Source organism: Streptomyces cyaneus, from assembly GCF_004028635.1.
Lineage (GTDB): Bacteria > Actinomycetota > Actinomycetes > Streptomycetales > Streptomycetaceae > Streptomyces > Streptomyces cyaneus.
Genome location: NZ_RQJW01000004.1, coordinates 203,290 through 226,405 on the forward strand (window position 1 = coordinate 203,290; position 23,116 = coordinate 226,405).

Annotated in this window: 17 protein-coding genes and 1 pseudogene; 8 read left to right on the forward strand and 10 right to left on the reverse strand. The window is 69.8% G+C overall.

What is annotated here, in order from left to right; genetic code table 11:
* Window positions 1–45 precede the first annotated feature (45 nt).
* The gene (locus EHO50_RS16285) at window positions 46–2,061 is read left to right on the forward strand and encodes an ABC transporter ATP-binding protein (RefSeq protein ID WP_128430870.1); all 2,016 of its coding nucleotides are present in this window, start codon (window positions 46–48) and stop codon (window positions 2,059–2,061) included.
* A 163-nt stretch (window positions 2,062–2,224) separates the two neighbouring features.
* On the forward strand, window positions 2,225–3,112 hold the full coding sequence (locus EHO50_RS16290; RefSeq protein WP_128430871.1) for a FadR/GntR family transcriptional regulator: 888 nt from the start codon (window positions 2,225–2,227) through the stop codon (window positions 3,110–3,112).
* Window positions 3,113–3,376: 264 nt separating this feature from the next.
* On the opposite strand, the gene EHO50_RS44030 is transcribed toward EHO50_RS16290, so the two are convergent.
* Window positions 3,377–3,598, reverse strand: coding sequence for a hypothetical protein (locus EHO50_RS44030; RefSeq protein WP_164904851.1), 222 nt, complete (start codon window positions 3,596–3,598; stop codon window positions 3,377–3,379).
* Here EHO50_RS44030 and EHO50_RS16295 point away from each other — a divergent pair.
* Both EHO50_RS16295 and EHO50_RS16300 read left to right on the forward strand, forming a co-directional pair.
* A complete protein-coding gene (locus tag EHO50_RS16295) occupies window positions 3,540–5,069 on the forward strand; it encodes an RNA polymerase sigma factor (protein ID WP_128430872.1) in 1,530 nt (509 codons plus the stop codon). The genes EHO50_RS44030 and EHO50_RS16295 overlap by 59 nt on opposite strands.
* Before the next feature lie 131 nt (window positions 5,070–5,200).
* Complete coding sequence (locus EHO50_RS16300) at window positions 5,201–6,061, forward strand: S1 family peptidase (protein WP_128430873.1); 861 nt, start codon at window positions 5,201–5,203, stop codon at window positions 6,059–6,061.
* Window positions 6,062–6,214: 153 nt separating this feature from the next.
* Here the strand turns inward: EHO50_RS16300 and EHO50_RS16305 are convergent, their stop codons facing one another.
* On the reverse strand, window positions 6,215–6,445 hold the full coding sequence (locus EHO50_RS16305) for a DUF7455 domain-containing protein (RefSeq protein ID WP_030945102.1): 231 nt from the start codon (window positions 6,443–6,445) through the stop codon (window positions 6,215–6,217).
* A 445-nt stretch (window positions 6,446–6,890) separates the two neighbouring features.
* On the opposite strand from EHO50_RS16305, the gene EHO50_RS16310 reads away from it, so the two are divergent.
* The 3 genes from EHO50_RS16310 (at window position 6,891) to EHO50_RS16320 (ending at window position 11,309) form a co-directional block, all read left to right on the forward strand.
* Window positions 6,891–9,014, forward strand: coding sequence for a DNA gyrase/topoisomerase IV subunit B (locus EHO50_RS16310; protein WP_128430874.1), 2,124 nt, complete (start codon window positions 6,891–6,893; stop codon window positions 9,012–9,014).
* 244 nt (window positions 9,015–9,258) lie between these two features.
* Window positions 9,259–9,720, forward strand: coding sequence for a DUF485 domain-containing protein (locus EHO50_RS16315; RefSeq protein WP_128430875.1), 462 nt, complete (start codon window positions 9,259–9,261; stop codon window positions 9,718–9,720).
* Window positions 9,717–11,309 carry a solute symporter family protein gene (locus EHO50_RS16320; RefSeq protein WP_128430876.1) on the forward strand — a complete coding sequence of 531 codons (1,593 nt, stop codon included), beginning with the start codon at window positions 9,717–9,719 and terminating at the stop codon, window positions 11,307–11,309. Before EHO50_RS16315 ends, EHO50_RS16320 begins: the two co-directional genes overlap by 4 nt.
* A gap of 121 nt (window positions 11,310–11,430) precedes the next feature.
* Here EHO50_RS16320 and EHO50_RS16325 read toward each other — a convergent pair whose 3' ends face one another.
* The 7 genes and pseudogenes from EHO50_RS16325 to EHO50_RS16370 all read right to left on the reverse strand — a co-directional run bounded on the left by EHO50_RS16325 (window position 11,431) and on the right by EHO50_RS16370 (window position 18,926).
* Complete coding sequence (locus tag EHO50_RS16325; protein ID WP_128430877.1) at window positions 11,431–12,111, reverse strand: response regulator; 681 nt, start codon at window positions 12,109–12,111, stop codon at window positions 11,431–11,433.
* Window positions 12,108–13,784, reverse strand: coding sequence for an ATP-binding protein (locus EHO50_RS16330; RefSeq protein WP_425472192.1), 1,677 nt, complete (start codon window positions 13,782–13,784; stop codon window positions 12,108–12,110). The genes EHO50_RS16325 and EHO50_RS16330 overlap by 4 nt, the downstream gene beginning before the upstream one ends.
* 129 nt (window positions 13,785–13,913) lie before the next feature.
* Complete coding sequence (locus EHO50_RS16335) at window positions 13,914–14,858, reverse strand: ferredoxin family protein (protein WP_128430879.1); 945 nt, start codon at window positions 14,856–14,858, stop codon at window positions 13,914–13,916.
* A gap of 408 nt (window positions 14,859–15,266) precedes the next feature.
* Window positions 15,267–15,503: a hypothetical protein gene (locus EHO50_RS16340; protein ID WP_128430880.1), complete on the reverse strand. Its 237-nt coding sequence runs from the start codon at window positions 15,501–15,503 to the stop codon at window positions 15,267–15,269.
* Window positions 15,504–15,837: 334 nt separating this feature from the next.
* Window positions 15,838–16,316, reverse strand: a pseudogene (locus EHO50_RS16350) (transposase).
* A 171-nt stretch (window positions 16,317–16,487) separates the two neighbouring features.
* Window positions 16,488–17,261 (reverse strand): maleylpyruvate isomerase N-terminal domain-containing protein, encoded by a 774-nt coding sequence (locus EHO50_RS16355; protein WP_128430883.1) that lies wholly within the window; start codon window positions 17,259–17,261, stop codon window positions 16,488–16,490.
* Between the two features lie 1,167 nt (window positions 17,262–18,428).
* Complete coding sequence (locus EHO50_RS16370) at window positions 18,429–18,926, reverse strand: DUF6082 family protein (protein WP_246101190.1); 498 nt, start codon at window positions 18,924–18,926, stop codon at window positions 18,429–18,431.
* Window positions 18,927–19,302: 376 nt separating this feature from the next.
* On the opposite strand from EHO50_RS16370, the gene EHO50_RS16375 reads away from it, so the two are divergent.
* Window positions 19,303–20,364: a CobW family GTP-binding protein gene (locus tag EHO50_RS16375; protein WP_128430886.1), complete on the forward strand. Its 1,062-nt coding sequence runs from the start codon at window positions 19,303–19,305 to the stop codon at window positions 20,362–20,364.
* Here EHO50_RS16375 and EHO50_RS16380 read toward each other — a convergent pair.
* Window positions 20,361–22,817 carry a DNA gyrase/topoisomerase IV subunit A gene (locus tag EHO50_RS16380; protein WP_128430887.1) on the reverse strand — a complete coding sequence of 819 codons (2,457 nt, stop codon included), beginning with the start codon at window positions 22,815–22,817 and terminating at the stop codon, window positions 20,361–20,363. The two genes, EHO50_RS16375 and EHO50_RS16380, sit on opposite strands and share 4 nt — an antisense overlap.
* Window positions 22,818–23,116: the final 299 nt, after the last annotated feature.

Consider the following 23,116-nt stretch of genomic DNA (forward strand, 5'->3'; position numbering starts at 1 on the left):
GTGCGCTGCCCGAAAAAACGGACATAGCGCGCTATCTTGCTTCGAGTGATCCAGGCCATCGGACTGACCAGCAACCCTCGCAAGGAGCTTCCTCCCGCCGTCGACGACGTTTCCTTCGAGGCGCGCGCAGGACGTGTCACAGCGCTGCTCGGGGCGCCGGGAGCAGGCAAGACAACGGCGCTCAGACTCATGCTCGAACTCCAACAGGGCCGTGGGATCACCTACTTCAGAGGGCGTCCCCTGCATCGCATCGCCCATCCGTCGCGCGAGGTCGGTGTGCTCCTCGGAGAGGTTCCCGGGCACCCGGCCCGCACCGTCCGCGGTCATCTGCGCATGCTGTGCGCCGCCGCGGGCGTTCCGGCCCGGCGCGCCGACGAGGTCCTGGAGGTAGTCGGCCTCGTCAGCCTGCGCGACGAACGCCTGGACACCCTCTCGCGGGGCATGGACCGCCGCCTCGGTCTGGCCTGTGTGCTGCTGGCCGACCCGCACACACTCGTGCTCGACGACCCCGCGGACGGACTCTCGACCCGCGAGTGCCAATGGCTGTACGGCATGCTGCGCGCGCACGCGGCTCAGGGCGGCACGGTCCTGCTGACCACGGCTGACCCCAAGGCGGCCGCGCGCACCGCCGACCGGGTCGTCACCCTGGAGCAGGGCAGACTCGTCGCCGACCTGGAGGCCGCCGAGTTCTCCCGCACCCGGCTGCGCCCCCGGGTCGCCGTGCGCACTCCGCACGCCTCCCGCCTCGCCGCCCTGCTCGCCAAAGAGGCACGCACCGCGCAGCGCTCGATCGAGGTCGTACGCGAGAACGGCAACCGCCTCTCGGTGTACGGCAGTACCTGTGCCGACGTCGGCGAGACCGCGTTCCGCCATGGCATCCTCGTGCACCAACTCGCCGACGAGATCGGGGACATGGGGCCCGGAGCCCAGGAAAACATCACAACAGAGCTGCGATCCGACCAGGTGCGGCAGACACCGGGCGGCGAGTTGCCCGCAGCCCGTGGTGGTCGTGAGCACGCAGGCGTGACGCCCTCAGAGCCGGACGGCGGGCCGGCTCCGGCCGACGATCGCTCAGCGGAGCCCGAGGCACCGCCGACGGCGGACGGAGACCCGGTCACGGACGCTGGGCAGGAGGCCTCCGCAGAGGCTCCACAAGCGCCCATGGACGAGCCGCGACCCGCCGACGCACTCGCGGACGAGCGGCCTCCCGCCCAAGCCGCCGGTACGCGCGCGGCGACCTGCGCTGTCGATGCCCTCCCCGATCTCCCGCCCCCCATCTCCGTCCGCCCCGCCCCCAGCCCCCTCCGCCCCCTCCGCTACGAACTCCGGCGCGCCGCCGGCGTCGGCACCGGGTTCCTCACCGGCGCCGCCGTGCTGGTGGTGTCCGCCGTCGCCGCCGTACTGCTGGCCCGTGTCGGACACACTCCGCAGCCGCGCCTGCTGGCCGCGTGGCCGCGAGAGCTGCCGCTGCCGCCCGCGGCGCTGGGTGCCGGACTGCTCGGCGCGATCGCGTTCGGCGACGAGTTCCGCCACCCCGCCCTGGCCGCGGATCGCGGCACCGTCCCCCGTCGGCTGGGGCTGCTGCTCGCGAAACTCCTCGTCGCCTCCGCCACCGCGCTGGTGCTGGCCTTCCTCACCGTCGGCTGCAATGCCGAAGTGCTCTATCTCGTCTACGGACGGGAGCTCGCGGAAGTTCCCGCCGACTGGCTTGCGCTGAGCGCGAGTTGGACCGGGCTCGTGGTCGGGTGTGCCTGGGCCGGCGTGCTGGCCGCGGGCCTCTTCCGGTCGACCACGGCCGGGCTCGCGGCGGTGGTCGCCGTACCCATCGTCGTCGTACCCCTCGTACAAAAGGCGCTGGAGGGACCGTCTGTGCGGACGGCGGCCGGTTTTCCCCTTCGGCTGCGTGAGGTGCTCCTGTCGCAGTGGCCGTTCGGGGGAGAGCGCTATGTGGCCGCCGTCGCGCGTGTGATCGCCCAACCCGTCGGCGGCGCACTGACGTTGTCGCTGACCGCGCTGCTCTGCGCCTACCTGCTCACGACCCTGCGGAGCAGGGTCCGATGACGACCGCCCATGAGCTTCCCGGTCCCGTCCTGTGCACAACTCCCCGGGGAGAGCCCATTTCTTTCCGATAAGGCGTCAATTGCGACGGGGTGAGCGATCACCCTTTCGTGTGCTTTTCACCAAAGACCTCAAGGGAGTTGGGGACGGCGCCGACAAAGGATCCGTGAGTACCCTTGCGCACACCATGATGACCGCCGCCCGCGCCGCCGACTCCGGTCTCGCCGGCCCGGGCGATCTCGACCGCTACCCCTACGCCGAGGCCCCCGTCGCCGACCGCGTCGGAGCCTCCGCCTGGGAGGCCGCGGACCCGGAGCTGGGCCGTGTCGGCCGGCGCGCCGCGGGCAGCCGCGGACGCGGGCTGCACGGCCAACTCGTCCAACAGCTCGGCCAGATGATCGTCTCCGGCGACCTGGGCGCCGACCGTCCGCTGGTGCCCGAGGAGATCGGCCAGCGCTTCGAGGTCTCCCGCACCGTCGTCCGCGAGTCGCTCCGCGTCCTGGAGGCCAAGGGCCTGGTCAGTGCCCGCCCGAACGTCGGCACGCGCGTGCGCCCCGTCAGTGACTGGAACCTCCTCGACCCGGACATCATCGAGTGGCGGGCCTTCGGGCCGCAGCGCGACGACCAGCGCCGGGAGCTGAGCGAGCTGCGCTGGACGATCGAGCCGCTCGCCGCCCGCCTCGCCGCCGGGCACGGGCGGGACGACGTCCAGCAGCGGCTCGCCGACATGGTCGAGATCATGAGCCACGCGATGGGACAGGGCGACGTCCTCACCTTCTCCCGCGCCGACACCGAGTTCCACGCGTTGCTCATCCAGGTCGCGGGCAACCGCATGCTGGAGCACCTGTCAGGGATCGTCTCGGCCGCGCTCCAGGTCTCCGGCGGCCCCGTCACGGGCTGTGACCGGCCGAACGAGACCTCGCTGGCCCAGCACAGCAGGATCGTCGACGCCCTGGCCACCGGCGACGGCGCAGCCGCCGAAACGGCCATGCGTCACCTGCTCACCGTCCACCCGGAGGTGGAGCGCGTGGTGCCCGCACCCCGCGAGCACTGACCGCGCACCCGGGTCGCGCGGCTGAGGGTGCCTCCCCCTCCTGTGGCATCTCTCGGTCTGCGCACCCCCTCCCGTCGGACCCGCAGGATCCAGCACGGATCCTGCGGGTCCGACGGTGCAATGGGGCGGCCGAATCGCCGTAGGGTGCGTCATCCAAGCTGCGGGTGACCCCTTATGTCACCATCTGTCCACTTTTGATCGATTATGGGATGTGACTCGGGCCACGCAGATTGGGCGTAACGCTCGGGGGAGCAGCGCGATGACCTAAGAGGTGACAGCCGAGGAGGGAATACGGACGCCGCTCAAGGCGCTGTGCATCTTCCCGGCCCCCGCCCGCACCGTCGGCCCAATCCCCAGGTCGGTGGTCGGCTCCTGTCCGCCGTGGACGGGGCCGGAAGCCGTTTTCCAACGTTCCGAGAGGTTGTTCGTGTCGGCCAGCACATCCCGTACGCTCCCGCCGGAGATCGCCGAGTCCGTCTCTGTCATGGCTCTCATTGAGCGGGGAAAGGCTGAGGGGCAGATCGCCGGCGACGATGTGCGTCGGGCCTTCGAAGCTGACCAGATCCCGGCCACTCAGTGGAAGAACGTACTGCGCAGCCTCAACCAGATCCTCGAGGAAGAGGGTGTGACGCTGATGGTCAGTGCCGCGGAGCCCAAGCGCACCCGAAAGAGCGTCGCAGCGAAGAGTCCGGCCAAGCGCACCGCCACCAAGACGGTCGCGGCGAAGACGGTGACCGCCAAGAAGGCCACCGCCACCGCCACACCGGCGGCGCCCGCCGCCGACTCCGCCGTCGAGGACGAGGCCCCCGCGAAGAAGGCCGCTGCCAAGAAGGCGACCGCCAAGAAGGCGACCGCGAAGAAGACGGTCGCCAAGAAGACGGCGGCCAAGAAGACCACCGCCAAGAAGGACGACGTCGAGCTGATCGAGGACGAGGTCCTCGAGGACGCCAAGCCCGGCGAGGAGCCCGAGGGCACCGAGAGCGCCGGCTTCGTGCTCTCCGACGAGGACGAGGACGACGCGCCTGCCCAGCAGGTCGCGGCCGCCGGTGCCACCGCCGACCCGGTCAAGGACTACCTGAAGCAGATCGGCAAGGTCCCCCTCCTCAACGCCGAGCAGGAGGTCGAACTCGCCAAGCGCATCGAGGCGGGCCTCTTCGCCGAGGACAAGCTGTCCAACGCCGACAAGCTCGCCCCCAAGCTCAAGCGTGAGCTGGAGATCATCGCCGAGGACGGCCGCCGCGCCAAGAACCACCTCCTGGAGGCCAACCTCCGTCTGGTGGTCTCCCTGGCCAAGCGCTACACCGGCCGCGGCATGCTCTTCCTGGACCTCATCCAGGAGGGCAACCTCGGTCTGATCCGCGCGGTCGAGAAGTTCGACTACACCAAGGGCTACAAGTTCTCCACGTACGCCACCTGGTGGATCCGTCAGGCGATCACCCGCGCCATGGCCGACCAGGCCCGCACCATCCGTATCCCGGTGCACATGGTCGAGGTCATCAACAAGCTCGCGCGCGTGCAGCGCCAGATGCTCCAGGACCTGGGCCGCGAGCCCACCCCGGAGGAGCTGGCCAAGGAACTCGACATGACCCCCGAGAAGGTCATCGAGGTCCAGAAGTACGGCCGCGAGCCCATCTCGCTGCACACCCCGCTGGGCGAGGACGGCGACAGCGAGTTCGGTGACCTCATCGAGGACTCCGAGGCCGTCGTCCCGGCCGACGCGGTCAGCTTCACGCTCCTGCAGGAGCAGCTGCACTCCGTCCTCGACACCCTGTCCGAGCGCGAGGCGGGTGTCGTCTCCATGCGCTTCGGTCTCACCGACGGACAGCCGAAGACCCTCGACGAGATCGGCAAGGTGTACGGCGTCACGCGCGAGCGCATCCGTCAGATCGAGTCCAAGACGATGTCGAAGCTGCGCCACCCGTCGCGGTCCCAGGTGCTGCGCGACTACCTCGACTAGTCGCCCTCGTACGACACGAAAGGCCCGGTCTCCCGAGTGGGGACCGGGCCTTCGCGCTGTCGCGCGGGTGCGGGGTGCGGCGGTCTGGATCACTCTGGGTTTCCCATGACCACCCGAGAGTGAGGAGCGTCATGCGTCGTCCCTTTACCCGGGCGCTGACCCGGCCGCTTGCCATGGCGGCTGTGGCAGCCGCCATACCGTTGGTGTCTGCTACCCCTGTGGCTGCCGACAGTATTGTCGTCGGCGGGTTTCCGGTCGATGTGTCCCAGAGTCCGTGGACCGTGGCGCTGTCCAGCCGTGACCGGTTCGGGGGTACGCGGGCGGGCCAGTTCTGCGTCGGTGCGGCGGTCAGCCGGACCACCGTGCTCACGGCGGCTCACTGCATGAGCGAGGAGGTCCTCGGCTCGTCGCCGGACGGGGTGCGCGACCTCAGCGTCATCGCCGGCCGTACGGATCTGCTGTCGAACCGGGGTCAGGAGATCCGCGTCCGCGACACCTGGGTGAACCCGGCCTACGACAGTGTGACCAACGCGGGGGACTTCGCCGTGGTCACCCTCGCCCAGCCGCTTCCCGTGAGCGCGGTCATCAGGATGGCGCGCATCGGCGATCCCGCCTATGTCCCGGGCACTTCGGCCCTGGTCTACGGGTGGGGCGACCTCACGGGCGCGGGCGACTATGCGCGCAGCCTGCGGGCAGCACGTGTGCATGTACTGCCCGATGTCCTGTGCAGGGCGGCGTATCCGGGCGGGGGCAGCGGCAGGTACCAGGCCGACAGCATGGTCTGCGCCGGGGAACAGCTGGGAGGCCGGGACGCCTGCCAGGGAGACAGCGGAGGGCCGCTGGTCGCTCAGGGGAAGCTGATCGGGCTCGTGTCCTGGGGGAGCGGCTGCGGTCGTGCGGGTACTCCTGGCGTCTACACGCGTGTGTCCGACATAGTGCGGTCCCTGAGGTGGCGCGCAGCCGAGGCACGCGACCACCGATCGGCCGCGTGACGGGGGCCCTGAGGGTCCGCAGCGCATCAGCCTGAGGGCCCGCAGGACATCAGGAGGACCGCAGGATATGAGCGCGGGCGGCCGCCCCTGCTGTCAGGGGCGGCCGCCCGTCAACCGGCCTGTGCCGGAGCTGGCTCGTCGTTAATGCGAGGTTCAGCGCTCTTCTTCGGACGCCGATGCGGGAACGGACGTCAGCCGCTCCGTCTCGTCCTGTATCTCAGCGGCGATCTTCTTGAGTTCCGGCTCGAACTTGCGGCCGTGGTGGGCGCAGAAGAGCAGTTCTCCGCCGCTGAGCAGGACAACGCGCACGTACGCCTGTGCGCCGCAGCGGTCGCAGCGGTCAGCGGCCGTCAGCGGGCTCGCGGGGGTCAGAACAGTAGTCACGTCGCCTCTTCTCTAGCTCGACGAGCTGTCGTACCAGGGTCAACATCCAACCAGCCCCAAAACGTTCCCGCTCGTGGCTTCACCCAGAGTGAAATTTTTTCGGGGGCGGCCGGCTGCTGCCGGCTTGGCGGCGAATGTGCCGTATTGCGTCGGTGTCTTGCTTACGGTTTCGCGCTGTCGGTCAAGGTCGGTCCTCCCGGCTGGCTTGCCGGTTTGTTCATGAGGACGTGCCCGGAGCCTAAATGGTTCATGCCTGGAAGGGAACGTGATATGTACTTCACCCCTTCGAGGGATCGAACACGCATGCGACGCTGGACTAGTCTGTGTTCCACACGAGGGTGGCGTTACAACGGCTCTACCAGGCCTCGGTACCCTCTTGACGGCGACCGAAGCCGCGCCCTTACCCACTGGGGCCCCATATGAAATTCAGCGAGGAGCGAACCGCGTGACCGCCGAGACGTCCGTGCCGTCCACAGCGCTGCTGGCAGGAGCAGACCGGGACGGGTCCAACTACACCGCGCGGCACCTGCTCGTCCTCGAGGGGCTCGAGGCCGTACGCAAGCGCCCGGGCATGTACATCGGGTCGACCGACAGCCGCGGTCTGATGCACTGCCTGTGGGAGATCATCGACAACTCCGTCGACGAAGCTCTCGGCGGGTACTGCGACCACATCGAGGTGATCCTCCACGACGACGCGTCCGTGGAGGTCCGGGACAACGGCCGGGGCATCCCGGTCGACGTCGAGCCCAAGACCGGCCTGTCCGGCGTCGAGGTCGTCATGACCAAGCTGCACGCCGGCGGAAAGTTCGGCGGCGGTTCGTACGCCGCATCCGGCGGCCTGCACGGCGTGGGCGCCTCCGTGGTGAACGCCCTGTCCGCGCGGCTGGACGTCGAGGTGGACCGGAGCGGCCACACCCACGCCATCAGCTTCCGGCGCGGTGTCCCCGGAGCCTTCGCCGCCGACGGCCCGAATGCCAAGTTCGAGGCCAAGGGCGGCCTGCGCAAGACCAAGAAGATCCCCAAGGCCCGCAACGGCACGCGCGTGCGGTACTGGGCCGACCGCCAGATCTTCCTCAAGGACGCCAAGCTCTCCCTGGAGAACCTGCATCAGCGCGCCCGCCAGACCGCGTTCCTGGTGCCCGGCCTGACCATCGTCGTCCGCGACGAGTTCGGCCTCGGCGAGGGTGGCAGCAAGGGCGAGGAGTCCTTCCGCTTCGACGGCGGCATCAGCGAGTTCTGCGAGTACCTGGCGACCGACAAGCCGGTCAACGACGTCCTCCGCTTCTCGGGGCAGGGCACCTTCAAGGAGACCGTCCCGGTACTGGACGAGCACGGTCAGATGACCCCCACCCAGGTCACCCGTGAGCTCGACGTCGACGTCGCGATGCGGTGGGGCACGGGGTACGACACGACCCTGAAGTCGTTCGTGAACATCATCGCCACCCCCAAGGGCGGCACCCACGTCGCGGGCTTCGAGACCGCGGTCACCAGCACCATGAACGAGGTGCTGCGGGCCAAGAAGCTGCTGCGCGTCGCCGAGGACGACATCGTCAAGGACGACGCCCTGGAGGGCCTCACCGCGGTCGTCACCGTCCGCCTGGCCGAGCCGCAGTTCGAGGGCCAGACCAAGGAGGTCCTGGGCACCTCGGCGGCCCGGCGCATCGTGAGCACCGTGATCTCCAAGGAGCTCAAGGCGTTCCTGACGTCCACGAAGCGGGACGCCGCGGCTCAGGCCCGAGTCGTCATGGAGAAGGCGGTCGCCGCCGCCCGTACGCGTATCGCGGCCCGCCAGCACAAGGACGCGCAGCGCCGGAAGACGGCACTGGAGTCCTCGTCGCTGCCCGCCAAGCTCGCCGACTGCCGCAGCGACGACGTCGACCGCAGCGAGCTGTTCATCGTCGAGGGAGACTCCGCGCTCGGCACCGCCAAGCTCGCCCGGAACTCCGAGTTCCAGGCGCTGCTGCCGATCCGCGGCAAGATCCTCAACGTCCAGAAGTCGTCCGTGACCGACATGCTCAAGAACGCCGAGTGCGGCGCGATCATCCAGGTCATAGGAGCGGGGTCCGGCCGGACCTTCGACATCGACGCGGCGCGCTACGGCAAGATCATCATGATGACCGACGCCGACGTGGACGGCTCCCACATCCGGACCCTGCTGCTGACGCTGTTCCAGCGCTACATGCGGCCGATGATCGAGGCGGGGCGGGTGTTCGCGGCGGTGCCGCCGCTGCACCGTATCGAGCTCATCCAGCCCAAGAAGGGTCAGGACAAGTACGTGTACACGTACTCGGACCGCGAGCTGCGCGACAAGCTCATGGAGTTCCAGAGCAAGGGCATCCGGTACAAGGACTCCATCCAGCGGTACAAGGGTCTCGGTGAGATGGACGCCGACCAGCTGGCCGAGACGACGATGGATCCGCGGCACCGGACCCTGCGCCGGATCAGCCTGACCGACCTGGAGGCCGCCGAGCGGGTCTTCGATCTGCTGATGGGCAATGACGTGGCGCCGCGCAAGGAGTTCATCTCCAGCTCGGCGGCGACGTTGGATCGGTCTCGTATCGACGCGTAGCCGCTGTGCTGGGCTTGGGCCGTAGTTTCGGCCTCGGCTTCGCCTTCGGCCACTGAATTGGGTTCCCACCCGCACCGTCCGTGCGGCTTCGTCGTCGGGTGCGGGTGGCCCCTCATGGACGTACTCGCCGTTGGCGGCTTGCGGCTGGTAGGTCATATGCCGTTTCGGCGGGTGAATCACCTGATGGGGTGAAGCGCGCGGAGAAGCGGAGTCGGCGGTCTTTCCGTTCTGTCCATGCTTGGGCATGTACTCAAGCGACGATCGTCCCCGCGACGCCAGCAGTGCGCGGTACGACGATCCCTGGTACGACGCGCTCGCCTCCGGGTGGGGGGAGGCGGACGTCACGGATGCTCCCGACGCCGCTCCGCGGACAGCGGCCGACGTGTACCTCGAGGTACAGCGCAGCGCGGCCTTCCAGGAAGTCCGCAGCCGCTACCGGAGGTTCGTGGTGCCGGCGGTCGCTGTGTTCCTCGCTTGGTACGTGGCGTACGTCGTGGCCGCCACGACCGCGCCCGGGCTGATGGCGCGGCCCGTGGTGGGCGCCGTGAACGTGGCGATGCTCGCCGGGCTCGGACAGTTCCTCACCACGTTCCTGCTCACCTGGGCCTACGCCCGTCATGCCCGGCTGCGCCGGGACCGGGCGGCGCTCGAACTGCGCTGGGACACCCAGGAGTTGACGCGCGTCGCAAAGGGCGGTGCCTCGTGACGGGTGACCATCAGACTCTGGCGCTGCTCCTGTTCGGCGTGTTCGTCGCGATCACACTGACGATCACGACGTGGGTGAGCCGTAACCGGCGTGGTTCGGCGGAGGAGTTCTATGCGGGCGGCCGGCTCTTCTCGCCCATGGAGAATGGTTTTGCCATCGCCGGTGACTACATGTCGGCAGCCTCCTTCCTCGGCATCTCCGGGCTCATCGCCCTCTTCGGCTATGACGGGCTGCTGTACTCGGTGGGCTTCCTCGTGGCCTGGCTGGTGGTGCTGCTCCTCGTCGCCGAACTGGTGCGCAACTGCGGGCGGTTCACGCTCGCCGACGTGGTCGCCGCGCGGACGAGGGAGCGCCCCGTGCGGATCGCTCTGGGAACTTCCTCGGTCACCGTGTCCGTTCTGTATCTGGTGGCGCAAATGGTGGGCGCGGGCACCCTGGTCGCACTGCTGCTCGGGGGCGAGGGCGAGGCGACGCAGGCCTGGACCGTCATCGGCGTCGGTGCGCTCATGGTGATCTATGTGTCATGGGGAGGGATGCGAGCCACCACCTGGATCCAGATCGTCAAGTCGGTCCTGCTGCTCGGCGGCACCGTCGCATTGACCGTGCTCGTCCTGGTGCGCTTCCACGGCGACTTCGACCGGCTGCTGCTCACGGCGGCCGAGCGCAGTGGTCACGGCAACGCGTTCCTGGCACCCGGGCTGAAGTACGGCGCGGACTGGACGGCCCGGTTCGACTTCATCAGCCTCGGACTCGCACTGGTGCTGGGGACCGCCGGGCTGCCGCACATCCTGTCCCGCTTCTACACCGTGCCGACCGCTCGCGCGGCCCGGCGCTCGGTGGTCTGGGCGATCGGGCTCATCGGCGGCTTCTACCTGATGACGATCGTCCTGGGCTTCGGCGCGGCCGCGATCGTCGGGCCCGAGACCGTGCGGGGGTCGAACGCGGCCGGGAACACTGCGGTTCCGCTGCTCGCGCTCGATCTCGGCGGCGGCGCAAATTCCACGGGAGGAACGGTTCTCTTCGCCGTGGTCGCCGCCATCGCCTTCGCCACGATCCTCGCGGTGGTCGCGGGCATCACGCTGTCCTCCTCGGCCTCCGTAGCCCACGACCTGTATGCCTCACTGCGCCGTCGGCGCGCCAAGCCCCGCAGCGAGGTGGCCGTGGCGCGCGTAGCCGCCGTCGGTATCGGCGTGGTCGCGATCGCCCTCGGATTGCTGGCCCGCGACCTCAACGTCGCCTTCCTGGTCGGCCTCGCCTTCGCCGTCGCCGCGTCCGCCAATCTGCCGGTGCTGCTGTACTCACTGTTCTGGCGTGACTTCACCACGCGCGGCGCCGTATGGGCCGTGTACGGGGGCCTGGTCCCCGCCGTGGTGCTCGTGGTGCTGTCACCGGTGGTGTCGGGCAGCCCCGAATCGCTGTTCCCCGGCGTCGACTTCCAGTACTTCCCCTTGCAGAACCCCGGCCTCGTCTCCATCCCGCTGGGCTTCGTCGCGGGCTGGCTCGGGACGGTCACCTCGGCCGAGATGCCGGACGAGGCCAAGCACGCGGAGACCGAGGTGCGGTCGCTGACGGGGGCGGGGGCGGTTTAGGGCGGGGCCGCCTTCACCGCCGTACCCGCGCAAGGCACTTGGCGGTCGGCTGATATTTGCGCGGCCGGCATCCGTATGAAGGAGTGGCACGGTTCCTTCCCCCGCCCCCACGGGCCGTGCCTCAGGCGCGGGTCGCCCACACGTAACGGTGTTCCGGGCGGCCCGCGTCGCCGTACTTGAGGGTGAGGCGGGCCCGTCCCGTGCGTTCCAGGAGCTTGAGGTAGCGCTGGGCGGTCTGGCGGCTCACCCCGGTCCGCTCGGCGATCTCCTGGGCCGACAGAGGGCCTTCGGCGTTCATCAGGGACTGGCGTACGAGTTCCGCGGTGGTGGGGGAGTGGCCCTTGGGCAGGTCGGGCTCCGACGACGCGGACAGGGCGCCGAAGATGCGGTCCACCTCGGCCTGCTCCGCCTCGCCGCCGCCGTCGAGAGTGCGGCGCAGCTCCGCATACGCCTCCAGCTTGGCGCGCAGCCCCGCGAAGGCGAACGGCTTGACCAGGTACTGCAGCGCCCCGTGCCGCATCGCCGCCTGCACCGTCGACACGTCCCGGGCCGCCGTCACCATGATCACGTCGGTCTGGAGGCCGCGTCGGCGCATCTCCTGGACGACCGACAGGCCCGTCCCGTCGGGCAGATAGTGATCCATGAGGACCAGGTCCAGCCGGGGCAGCTCCTCCACCTGGCGAAGTGCCTCGGCCGCGCTGTGCGCCTCGCCTGCGACATGGAAGCCCGGCACCTTCTCGACGTAGGCGGAGTTGACGCGCGCGACGCGTGTGTCGTCGTCCACGACCAGGACCTCGATCATCGCGACTCCTCCTCGGCGGTGCTCTGCGCGGCTGACGGCAAGCTGAGGGCCGGTTCCAGCTCGGGCTCGGCCAGCGCCTCGGGCAGGACCACGGTGAACTCCGCGCCTCCGCCTGCTGCTTCGTCCACCGTCGCGCTGCCACCCTGCCGTTCGGCGAGCCTGCGCACCAGGGAGAGCCCGATGCCGCGCTCGCGGTGGGCCGGTGGCGTCTTGGTGGACCACCCCTCGGTGAAGATCAACTCGCGGTGCTCCTCGGGGATTCCCGGCCCTGTGTCGCGCACCCTGAGGGTCGAGGTACGCCCCTCGGCACGCAATTCGACCTCCACGCGCGCGTGCGGCGTGCCCGCGACGGCGTCCAGCGCGTTGTCCACCAGATTGCCGACGATCGTGACGAGCCCTCGGGGGTCGACCAGCCGGTCCGGCAGCCGGGTACGGTCCGACAGGTGCAGTGCGACGCCGCGCTCGGCCGCCACGGTCGCCTTGCCGACCAGGAGGGCGGCGAGCAGCGGGTCCTGGATCTTCTCGGCGACCTGCTCCGCGGTGGCCCGGTGGTCGCCGACCACCTCGCCCACGAACTCCACGGCGTCGTCGTACATCTCCAGTTCGAGCAGCCCGAGGAGCGTGTGCATCCGGTTGGCGTGCTCGTGGTCCTGGGCGCGCAGGGCGTCGATCAGGCCGCGTGTGGAGTCGAGCTCCCGGCCGAGCTGCTCCAGCTCGGTGCGGTCGCGCAGGGTCGCTACGGCGCCGCCGTCGTCGGTGGGCATGCGATTGGCGACCAGGACGCGCTGGCCGCGGACCGTGAGCAGGTCGGTTCCCGTCACCCGGCCGGCCAGCACGTCGGTCGTACGGCCCTCGCCGAGCGCCTCGTCGAGGGACCGGCCGACGGCCTCGTCACCGATGCCCAGCAGGCGCTGAGCCTCGTCGTTGAGCAGACGGATCCGGCCGCCGCGGTCCAGGGCGACGACGCCCTCCCGGATACCGTGCAGCATGGCCTCGCGCTCCGCGAGCAGCGCCGAGATGTCCGAGAATGCCAGGTCCCGGGTCTGCCGCTGGACCCGGCGGGAGATGAGCCAGGCGGCCAGCGCGCCGACCGCCAGGGCACCGCCCGCGTACGCGAGCAGCCCGGGGATCGCGTGCAGCAGCCGGGCCCGCACGCTGTCGTACGCGATACCGACCGAGACCGCCCCGACGATCTTGCCGTCACCGTCGCGCAGCGGCACCTTGCCGCGGGCACTGCGACCCAGGGTGCCGTCGTCGATCTGCATGACCTCATGGCCGGCGAGGGCCTGACCGGGGTCGGTCGAGACGATCCTGCCGATCTCGCCCGGGGTGGGGTGGGACCAGCGCACCCCACCCCGGTTCATCACGACGACGTACTCGGCCTTGGTGGCCTTGCGGATCCGCTCCGCCTCGCGCTGGACCGGCCCGTCGGCCGTCGCACGCGTGCTCACCAGGTCCTCGGCGATCTGCGGCTGGGCCGCGGTGGTCTGTGCGATCGACAGCGCACGGCGCATCGCCTGATCGTCCAGTTGGTCGCTGAGCGGAGCGAGGAACAGCCCGGTCGCGAGCACCGCGACTCCCGCGGCGATCGCCACCTGCATCAGGAGCACCTGCGCGAACATCCGCCGGGGCAGACCGAGGCGCAGGCGACGTGCGGGGGGAGTGGGGCTCATACCCATGACGGTACGTGGGCGGGCGGGAAGTCCCGTAGTGGGGTGTGACGTGGATCTCTTGATCACTCTCGGGCAGTCAGTACAGGTCGGTCCACAGTCGGTCCACGTGGGGTGATCCGGTGTACTTGATCAACTCGCGAGTGCCGTCGTCATCGTGAGCTCGCGCACCGCCACCACGTCCATCCGCGCGGGCGAGCCGAGTACCGACGCCCCACAGCTCTCGGAGCGAGGCGGCAGGGACGCGCCCTGCGCCACGACGACCCGCCAGTGGCGCCCGTCCACATGGGCGACCGTCACTTCCCATCGCGGGGCCGTGCCGTCCGTCCGTACGACGCTGAGTGCTTCCGCGGCGTACTCGCCCGCAGCCGAGCGCACGGCCAGCTCGGCTGCCTGGCCCGGCCGCTCCCATGCGGAGTTCCCGCGGCACCCATCGACGATGATCTGTCCCTCCTGGACGCCGTGCAGGACCTCCTTGACGGCGTGGGCCTGCGCCCGGCCGTAGGCGTAGCCGTACGGCAGCACCAGCAACGTCGGTGAGAATCGATGTCCACCCAGATGAGTGACCTCCCAGATGCCCTCCACGCCGGAGGAGGCGAGCTCGGCTGCGAGGGGGCGGCCGAGTAGTGCGCAGCAGCGGTCCCGCTTGCCGTTGGTGCAGACCAGGGCGAGCGGCTCGCCGGTGTGGCGCCGCCCCTGGAGTACCGAGTCGAAGGTGTGGTGGTCACCCATGCCGAGGGCGGCGAAGTCCAGGTCGAGCAACTGCTCCGGGTCGTGCGTCGTGGCTGCGTGCAGCCAGACGTTTCCGGGCACGGTGTGGGCTGCGTAGACCTGGCGCTCGGCGGTGGCGCCGCAGTCGGCGTGCCGGCCGGGACGGCGGATCAGGGCGACACGTACGCCCGTGCCCTTCGCGGCCGCCTCCAGGGCGCGGCCCAGCGCGGGATCCAGGTGGCTCTGCGTGAGCGCCTTGGCACCCCACGGACCGGGCTGCTCCAGCAGCAGCCAGGTCGTCGCGGTCGCCGCGGTCCCCGCGATGGGCTCGTCGAGGTCCTGCGAGACGGTTGAGCACGTACTCACAGAGGTGAGCCTAACCTGACTTGGGTCGGGGCGACTTCCTGAGGGGGTGCGGCCCGCTCCAGCGAGGGCTGTGGGTGCTGCTGGAGCAGGCAAGAACAGCACGGTCGTCGGCGTCGGACGCAAGGGCGACAAGGGCCGAGTCGACCAGTTCGCCTACAAGGGTCAGATCGGCGGCGCGGTATGTGGGGCCGGGGGCGTCGGAGAAGGTGCCGATGACTGCCTGACGCAAGCCCTGACATACGTGTGGCCTGGTGCCGTTCTGGCGCCAGGCCTCATCGGGTGGAGATCGAGCAGTGACGGGGTGCCGGCTGCTCGCCGGGTCGGTTGCCCGGCTCGCTCAACGGTTGCGCGCGGCCGGGGAGCGTTGACGGTACGGGTCTGGGGTGGACGCGTGCTCGTGCGGTGGTCTCAGGCGTCGGGGATGTCTGCCTTGGCGCGGATGAGAGTCTCCCGGCTGACGATGACGATGCGCTCGTAGTCTGCGCGGGCGGCATCGGCGGGCAGTTCCGGGTCAAGCGCCTCGGTGGCCTCGGTGCCGATGACGGCGAAGTTGCCGTCGCTGAGTTCGAACACGTCCGGGCAGGTAGCTCCTGAACTACTGCCTCGGGCGCTGGGAGGCACACCGATGCGGCGCACGATCTTCAAAGGTACCGGTCCTTACGAACAAAAGGGTCTGGGCATACTGGGTGGGGAGCAGGTTACTGGTGATCCTGAGTCCCTGTGGCTGGACGGCAAGAAAATCACTCAGTCGCGCCCCTATCGGTTCGCTGTTGACCGTCCCGGCGTTGCGGGCCCCGCCAGCCGGTCGGCGGCCACCGACGACGCACCCCCCGTCCGTGGCGGATTCGTCGAGGCCCCGGACCATACCGTCCACCATGTGACTCAGTCGGGCTGCCAGCATGTGGCCCAGTCCGGCCTCCACCGATGACTCGTCCAGGCCGGCGAGCACGGTCGCACTCCGGCCGCCATGCCAAATGCCTCAAGGACGACGGCGGCCCGTTGTTCTAGGGGTTTTCCTGGCGATCATGAGCGGCCAGATGACGAGTGCTGCGGCGGTGACGGTGCCGAGGTAGACGTAGGCGCGTTTGTCGATCTGGTCGCGACCGCGCGGGACTGTTTCAGCTTGTTGATCGCCCGCTCGACCGTGTTGCGCTTGGCGTACCGCTCTTTGTCGAAGCCGGGTGGCCGGCCACCGGTGCTCGCGCGCCGCAGACGTCCGGCCGTTTGGTCGGCTTTCTCCGGGATGACGTGCCGGATCCTGCGTCCACACAGGTAGGCGCGGGTGCGACGGTTGCTGTAGCCCTGGGCGGCGCTGACGCTGTCGGGTGTCATGCGAGGCCGGCCGGTGGCCAGGCGGGGCACCCGGATCCGCTCCATGACAGCCTCGAACCGGGTGCAGTCGGCCCGCTGACCGGGCGTCAGGACGAGCGAGAGCCCTTCGCCCTTGAACAGCAGCACCGGCGCCGCGCAGTGTCCCCCAGTGCAGCGGCAGCCGCCCGCAGGTGCGCCTTTCGCCCTTGAACAGCAGGCCCGCAGCCTGCCCGCAGCCGCGCGATGTCCGCAACCCCGGGCCCAGTGGCGCCCGCAGGAGCGCGCGCACCACCGACAGATGCGTCACAAGTGCGCGTTTTACTCGTTCGGGTCCCAGTCTGCGAGCTGCTCCATCGGCTCGGTGTCGCCGGTGGTCTCCAGGCCGTCGAGCGGGACGCGATCGTAGAAGTAGAGGACCAGTTCGCTCGCTGCGCCTCGCATCGCCATGTCGCCCGGCTCCGCGTCGGCGGCGAGGTCGTCGCAGCGGACGCCGTCGGCGTTGAGGGTCAGGCGCCAGGAGCGGCCCTCGGTCGTGTGCAGGTCGATGGTTGCCGGCTTGAACGGCCAGGGGACGGTCGTCGCCGAGACGGTCGTCAGGAACTCGTCGACGCCCTCGACCGCGACGTCCGTCGGCAGCGGCTGTGCGGCGCCCTGGGTGAGCTGGGCGTCGTAGGTGTGGACGGCGATCTCCTGGATCTGGTGCCGGGCCACGGCTCCGCTGGTCTCCGGGGCCTGCGAGCGGCCCCACCAGGTCCAGCAGCCGCGGTCCGGGCCGGCCTCGCGTATCGCGTCGAGCATGAGCTCGGTCGACTCGGCGAGCCAGGCGTCCAGGGCTTCGCGGTCGCGGGGCGCGGTCGGGGCGCCCTTCGGGTCCGTCCTCGCCGGGGGCTCAGCGCCCGGGCCCGCCGCGACGATGGCGGCCTGGCGGCGGCGGCCGTCACCGAGGTGCTGCGCCAGTTCGCGCAGCGTCCAGTCCGGGCAGGTCGGGACCTGGACGTCAAGGTCGGGGGCGGACGCGATCGCAGCGCGGAACGCGGCCGAGCGGTCTTCGATCAGCCGCAGGACCTCGGGGAACTCCAAGATGTTTTGCACGGCGGTTGTGTATCACGGCGCTCCGGCCGCCGGGTAGCGAATTTGTCGGACGAACGCGTCGACGGCCGGGCGGAGCGCCGGCGCCGAAGCCGCCCTGAAAATCCGCGCACTGCTCGCCAACGGCGACTTCGACCGCTACTGGACCTACCATCTGGGCCAAGAGCACCAGCGCAACCACCAGGCCCGCTACCAACTCGCTGCTTGCCCTACGAAGTCACTCCCAGCAATCCGCACCCCTGGCCGATGCATGGTCTGGCGATCAGGTGAGCCGCTGATAGGACTGTGGGGCATAGGGGTGATCTGACGGATGCTCAGTGGGAGCGGCTTGCAGGCCGAGGCGGACGCGGCCGGGGACATCGACTGGGACGTGTCCGTGGACTCCACCTCCGTGCGCGCTCACCAGCACGCGGCCGGTGCCCGACACTCGCCGCCCCCGCGCGTCAAAGGGGGCTCCTCCCAGGCAGTCAGGACTGCTCGGACCCGGACGGAACTGCTCGCCTGCTGGCGGAGGTGGCGCGGGAGGTGAGGCGCTCGGCCGCTCACGCGGGGGCTTCACCACAAAAGTCCACCTGAGCGCGGACTGCCACTGCTGGGTCCTCTCGCTCGTCCTGACGCCCGGTCAGCGGGCCGACTGAACCCGGTTCGAGACTGTCATGGAGCGGATCCGGGTGCCCCGCCTGGCCACCGGCCGGCCTCGCATGACACCCGACAGCGTCAGCGCCGCCCAGGGCCACAGCAACCGTCGCACCCGCGCCTACCTGCGTGGACGCAGGATCCGGCACGTCATCCCGGAGAAAGCCGACCAAACGGCCGGACGTCTGCGGCGCGCGAGCACCGGTGGCCGGCCACCCGGCTTCGACACAGAGCGGTACGCCAAGCGCAACACTGTCGAGCGGGCGATCAACAAGCTGAAACAGTCCCGCGCGGTCGCGACCAGATCGACAAACGCGCCTACGTCTACCTCGGCACCGTCACCGCCGCAGCACTCGTCATCTGGCCGCTCATGATCGCCAGGACAACCCCTAGCCTCCTGAAAAGGCGTGTACTGCTACGCCGAGAACCGGGAAGAGCCCCGGCCTCCCGTCGGCCATCACCCGACGGACCGCGAGGACGAGGCTCTGGAGGAAGTAGTGCCGTGCCGTCGCTTCCTCGGCGTCAAAGGCTGCGTCAGTCCGTCGGCGGATCGCCGACGACCCACCACTCGTCCGTGTCGGACTCGTCGAGGTCCCGGACGAGACCGTCGACCATGCGTCCCAGTTGGGCTTCCACCGACGACTCGTCCAGGCTGGCGCGCATGTGCCTCGACGCCTCCCAGTACTCCCGGAAGACCGGACTCTGGAAGAACTCCCGCAGACGCGTGTACAGCTCCTCGCGATCCAGAAGTTCTGCCTGGTAGAGGTGGTAGAGGTGGACGTACCAAGCGTTGGCATAGAAGAACTGGCGGCGCCTCTCCGCCGGGATGCTCTGGTCGTAGGTGTCGATCACCGCGGCCAGGGAGGGATCGTCGATCGCCCTTGCCAGTAACTCCCAGTGCATGCGCTGCTGATGGGCCAGAGCCGTTCGCCGGATCGCCAGCTCCTCGAGTTCCAGCCGCTGCTCGTGCAGACGGGCCTTCTCCGACCGCCATTGACGCGCTGCCAGCGTCACGGTGGCGGTCGCGGCCAAGAGAGCGAGCGTGGCGGAACCCAGCCTCCTTGCAGAACACTTCCGTGTGGCCATGTCAACTACCCCCGATCAGGCGGCCGTCCGCCGGTCGTCGGGGTGCGGGTCGACTGGAGGGGACCGGCGAGCGGTGGGCGGCGCTTGCCGTCTCCCAGAGTGCCGAGCGGCTCTGATCGGCGGGGAGGCGGAGAGGAGGCGCACGGAGGGAAGCGAGGGTCGCACACTCCGGCGCCATGCCCAACGTCTGCCCGGCAAGTGCTGCTAACAATCGTTCACTTCGCGGTGTTTCTTCCGGCTCGTATCCTGTATCGGCATTCAATCCTCGTACGTGCGCCGCCCCGCGAGCCGGTGCACCCGTCGGCGTGAGAAAGGTCGCACGTTGAGCCAGCCGAGCCCCGGTCCGCAGCAGATTCCGGTCGTCGTACTCGCCGGATTCCTCGGTTCCGGCAAGACGACTCTGCTCAACCACCTCCTCCATCGCAGCGGCGGCACGCGCATCGGCGCCATCGTCAACGACTTCGGAGCCATCGAGATCGACGCCATGGCCGTCGCCGGCGCGCTCGGCGACTCCACCGTCTCCCTCGGCAACGGCTGCCTGTGCTGTGCGGTCGACGCCAGTGAGCTGGACGTCTACCTGGAGCGGCTCGCCCGGCCGGCCACCGGCATCGACGTCATCGTCATCGAGGCCAGCGGGCTCGCCGAGCCCCAGGAGCTCGTGCGCATGGTGCTCGCCAGTGAACATCCGGGCATCGTGTACGGCGGGCTCGTCGAGGTCGTCGACGCCGCCGAGTTCGACGGCACGCGCGCGAAGCACCCCGAGATCGACCGGCACCTCGCCCTCGCCGACCTCGTCGTGGTCAACAAGCTCGACCGGGCGGCGGACGGTGAGCGCGTCCTCGGGCTGGTCCGCGACCTCACCGACCGCGCCGCCGTCGTCCCCGCCACCTACGGCCGTATCGACCCGGAATTCCTCTTCGACTGCAGGCCCAGCGAGGAGCGCATCGGGCAGTTGTCCTTCGACGACCTGCACGAGCACGACGAGGACCACAGCGGCCATCTGCACGTCGGCTACGACAGCATGTCGTTCGTCTCCGAAGTCCCGCTCGACCCGCGTCAGTTGATGGGGTTCCTGGACAGCAGGCCGGAGGGGCTGTACAGGATCAAGGGGTACGTCGACTTCGGCCCGCACGACGCCGCGAACCGCTATGCCGTGCACGCCGTCGGGCGGTTCCTGCGCTTCTACCCGGAGCCGTGGGGTGCCGGGGACGCGCGCCTGACCCAGCTCGTCCTCATCGGCTCCGACATCGATGCCGCGTCCCTGGCCAAGGAACTCGAGTCGTGCAAGAGCGGCGCCCCACACGCCGACGAGCACGGCATGTGGGGCGTCCTGCGCTACGTACGAGACCCTGAGGAGCAGGACCCGGGCGACCCGCAGGCTTAGACCGGCCCCGCCACCACCGCGACCGTCTTCGGCAGCGACACGCCCGAGCCGTCGCGGCGCGGGTCCATCTCCGGCAGCTCGGCCGGAGTGCCGTTCTTCTGCGCTGCCCGTGCCGGGGCGGCGCCCGCCCAGGCCACGGACAGGCAGTCCTCGCCCTTCAGGAACCGCTGGCAGCGGACGCCGCCGGTGGCGCGGCCCTTGCGGGGGTACTGGTCGAACGGGGTCAGCTTGGCCGTCGTCTGGACCGAGTCGTCCAGCGTGCCGCGCGAGCCCGCGACCGTGAAGACGACCGCGTCGACCGCCGGGTCCACCGCTGTGAAGGAGATGACCTTCGCACCCTCCGCGAGCTTGATGCCCGCCATGCCGCCGGCGGCGCGGCCCTGCGGGCGGACCTGCGCGGCCTGGTAGCGCAGCAGCTGTGCGTCGTCCGTGATGAAGACCAGGTCCTCCTCACCGGTGCGCAGCTCGACCGCGCCGACGATCCGGTCGCCCTCCTTGAGGGTGATGACCTCCAACTCGTCCTTGTTGGTGGGGTAGTCGGGTACCACGCGCTTGACGACGCCCTGTTCCGTGCCGAGCGCCAGGCCCGGGGAGGACTCGTCGAGCGTGGTCAGACAGACCAGGGTCTCGTCGCCTTCCAGGGAGACGAACTCCGACAGCGGCGCGCCGCCCGCGAGGTTCGGCCTGGCCGCCGTCTCCGGCAGCTGCGGCAGGTCGATGACGTTGATCCGCAGCAGACGGCCCGAGGACGTCACCGCACCCACCTCGCCGCGGGCCGTGGCCGGCACCGCCGAGATGATCACGTCGTGCTTGGAGCGCTTCGCGTCCCCGTCCTCCGCGAAGGGGTCGCCGTTCGCCGTACGGGCCAGCAGACCCGTCGAGGACAGCAGCACCCGGCACGGGTCGTCCGCCACCTGAAGCGGCACCGCCGAGACCGTGGTGCCCGCCGACTCCAGCAGGACCGTACGCCGCTCGGTGCCGAACTTCTTGGCCACCGCGGCCAGTTCGGAGGAGACCAGCTTGCGCAGCTCCGCGTCCGAGTCGAGGATCCGGGTCAGCTCCGCGATCTCCGCGTTGAGCTTGTCCTTCTCCGCCTCCAGCTCGATACGGTCGAACTTGGTGAGGCGGCGCAGCGGCGTGTCCAGGATGTACTGCGTCTGGATCTCGCTCAGCGAGAAGCGCTCCATCAGGCGCTCCTTGGCCTGCGCGGAGTTGTCGCTGGACCGGATCAGGCGGATGACCTCGTCGATGTCCAGCAGCGCGGTGAGCAGACCCTCGACCAGGTGCAGTCGATCGCGCTTCTTGCCGCGGCGGAACTCGCTGCGGCGCCGTACGACCTCGAAGCGGTGGTCGAGGTAGACCTCCAGGAGCTCCTTGAGGCCCAGGGTGAGGGGCTGGCCGTCGACCAGCGCGACGTTGTTGATGCCGAAGGACTCCTCCATCGGCGTCAGCTTGTAGAGCTGCTCCAGGACCGCCTCGGGCACGAAGCCGTTCTTGATCTCGATGACCAGGCGCAGACCGTGCGCCCGGTCGGTGAGGTCCTTGACGTCGGCGATGCCCTGGATCTTCTTCGCGCCGACCAGGTCCTTGATCTTGGCGATGACCTTCTCCGGGCCGACCGTGAAGGGCAGCTCGGTGATGACGAGGCCCTTGCGGCGGGCGGTCACCGTCTCCACGGACACGGTGGCGCGGATCTTGAAGGTGCCGCGGCCCGTCTCGTAGGCGTCCCGGATGCCGGAGAGGCCGACGATACGGCCGCCGGTGGGCAGGTCGGGGCCCGGGACGTGCCTCATCAGGGCGTCCAGATCCGCGTTCGGGTAGCGGATCAGGTGGCGGGCGGCCGCGATGACCTCGGCGAGGTTGTGCGGCGGCATGTTGGTGGCCATGCCGACCGCGATGCCCGACGCGCCGTTGACCAGGAGGTTCGGGAAGGCGGCGGGCAGCGCCACCGGCTCCTGCTCCTGGCCGTCGTAGTTGGGGGTGAAGTCGACGGTGTCCTCGTCGATGGACTCCGTCATCAGGCTCGCGGGCTCGGCGGCGCGGCACTCGGTGTACCGCATGGCGGCCGGCGGGTCGTCGTTGCCCAGCGAGCCGAAGTTGCCGTGGCCGTCGACCAGCGGGACGCGCATCGAGAAGGGCTGGGCCATGCGCACCAGGGCGTCGTAGATCGACGCGTCGCCGTGCGGGTGCAACTTACCCATGACCTCGCCGACGACGCGGGCGCACTTCACATAGCCGCGGTCGGGGCGCAGGCCCATCTCGTTCATCTGGTAGACGATGCGACGGTGCACCGGCTTGAGGCCGTCGCGGGCGTCCGGCAGGGCGCGCGAGTAGATGACCGAGTACGCGTACTCGAGGAAGGAGCCCTGCATCTCGTCGACGACGTCGATGTCGAGGATCTTCTCCTCGTACGAGTCGTCGGGCGGCGGGGTCTTCGTGCTGCGGCGGGCCATCGCTGCCGGCTCCTCTGGTTCTGGTCGCTCGAGCGTTTGCGGGATCTGACGCGGACCATTGTGGACCGCGGCACTGACAACCACCGACCAGGACCCGATGTTGGGCTCCCGCCCGGCGTCCCAGAAGTGTCGCCGACGCCCGGACCTCCCTGCGACCGAGGGGCGGGGCGGAGTACCAACCGCCCTGGTCGGGGCCGCGCTTGCGGGAAGGCAAGCGCGCGCCGCGAGCCCGTTCACTCGCCGGAGTGATCGGCGGGCACCGTCCGAGGCCGTGCGGCAGCAGGCAGGTGAGAGGGGAC

Excerpts from the sequence above, each read along its gene's own strand:
- EHO50_RS44030 (WP_164904851.1), bottom strand. The coding sequence starts at position 3,598 with ATGACAGAGACGGACTCGGCGATCTCCGGCGGGAGCGTACGGGATGTG.
- EHO50_RS16300 (WP_128430873.1), top strand. The coding sequence starts at position 5,201 with ATGCGTCGTCCCTTTACCCGGGCGCTGACCCGGCCGCTTGCCATGGCG.
- EHO50_RS16315 (WP_128430875.1), top strand. The coding sequence starts at position 9,259 with ATGTACTCAAGCGACGATCGTCCCCGCGACGCCAGCAGTGCGCGGTAC.
- EHO50_RS16325 (WP_128430877.1), bottom strand. The coding sequence starts at position 12,111 with ATGATCGAGGTCCTGGTCGTGGACGACGACACACGCGTCGCGCGCGTC.
- EHO50_RS16330 (WP_425472192.1), bottom strand. The coding sequence starts at position 13,784 with ATGAGCCCCACTCCCCCCGCACGTCGCCTGCGCCTCGGTCTGCCCCGG.
- EHO50_RS16380 (WP_128430887.1), bottom strand. The coding sequence starts at position 22,817 with ATGGCCCGCCGCAGCACGAAGACCCCGCCGCCCGACGACTCGTACGAG.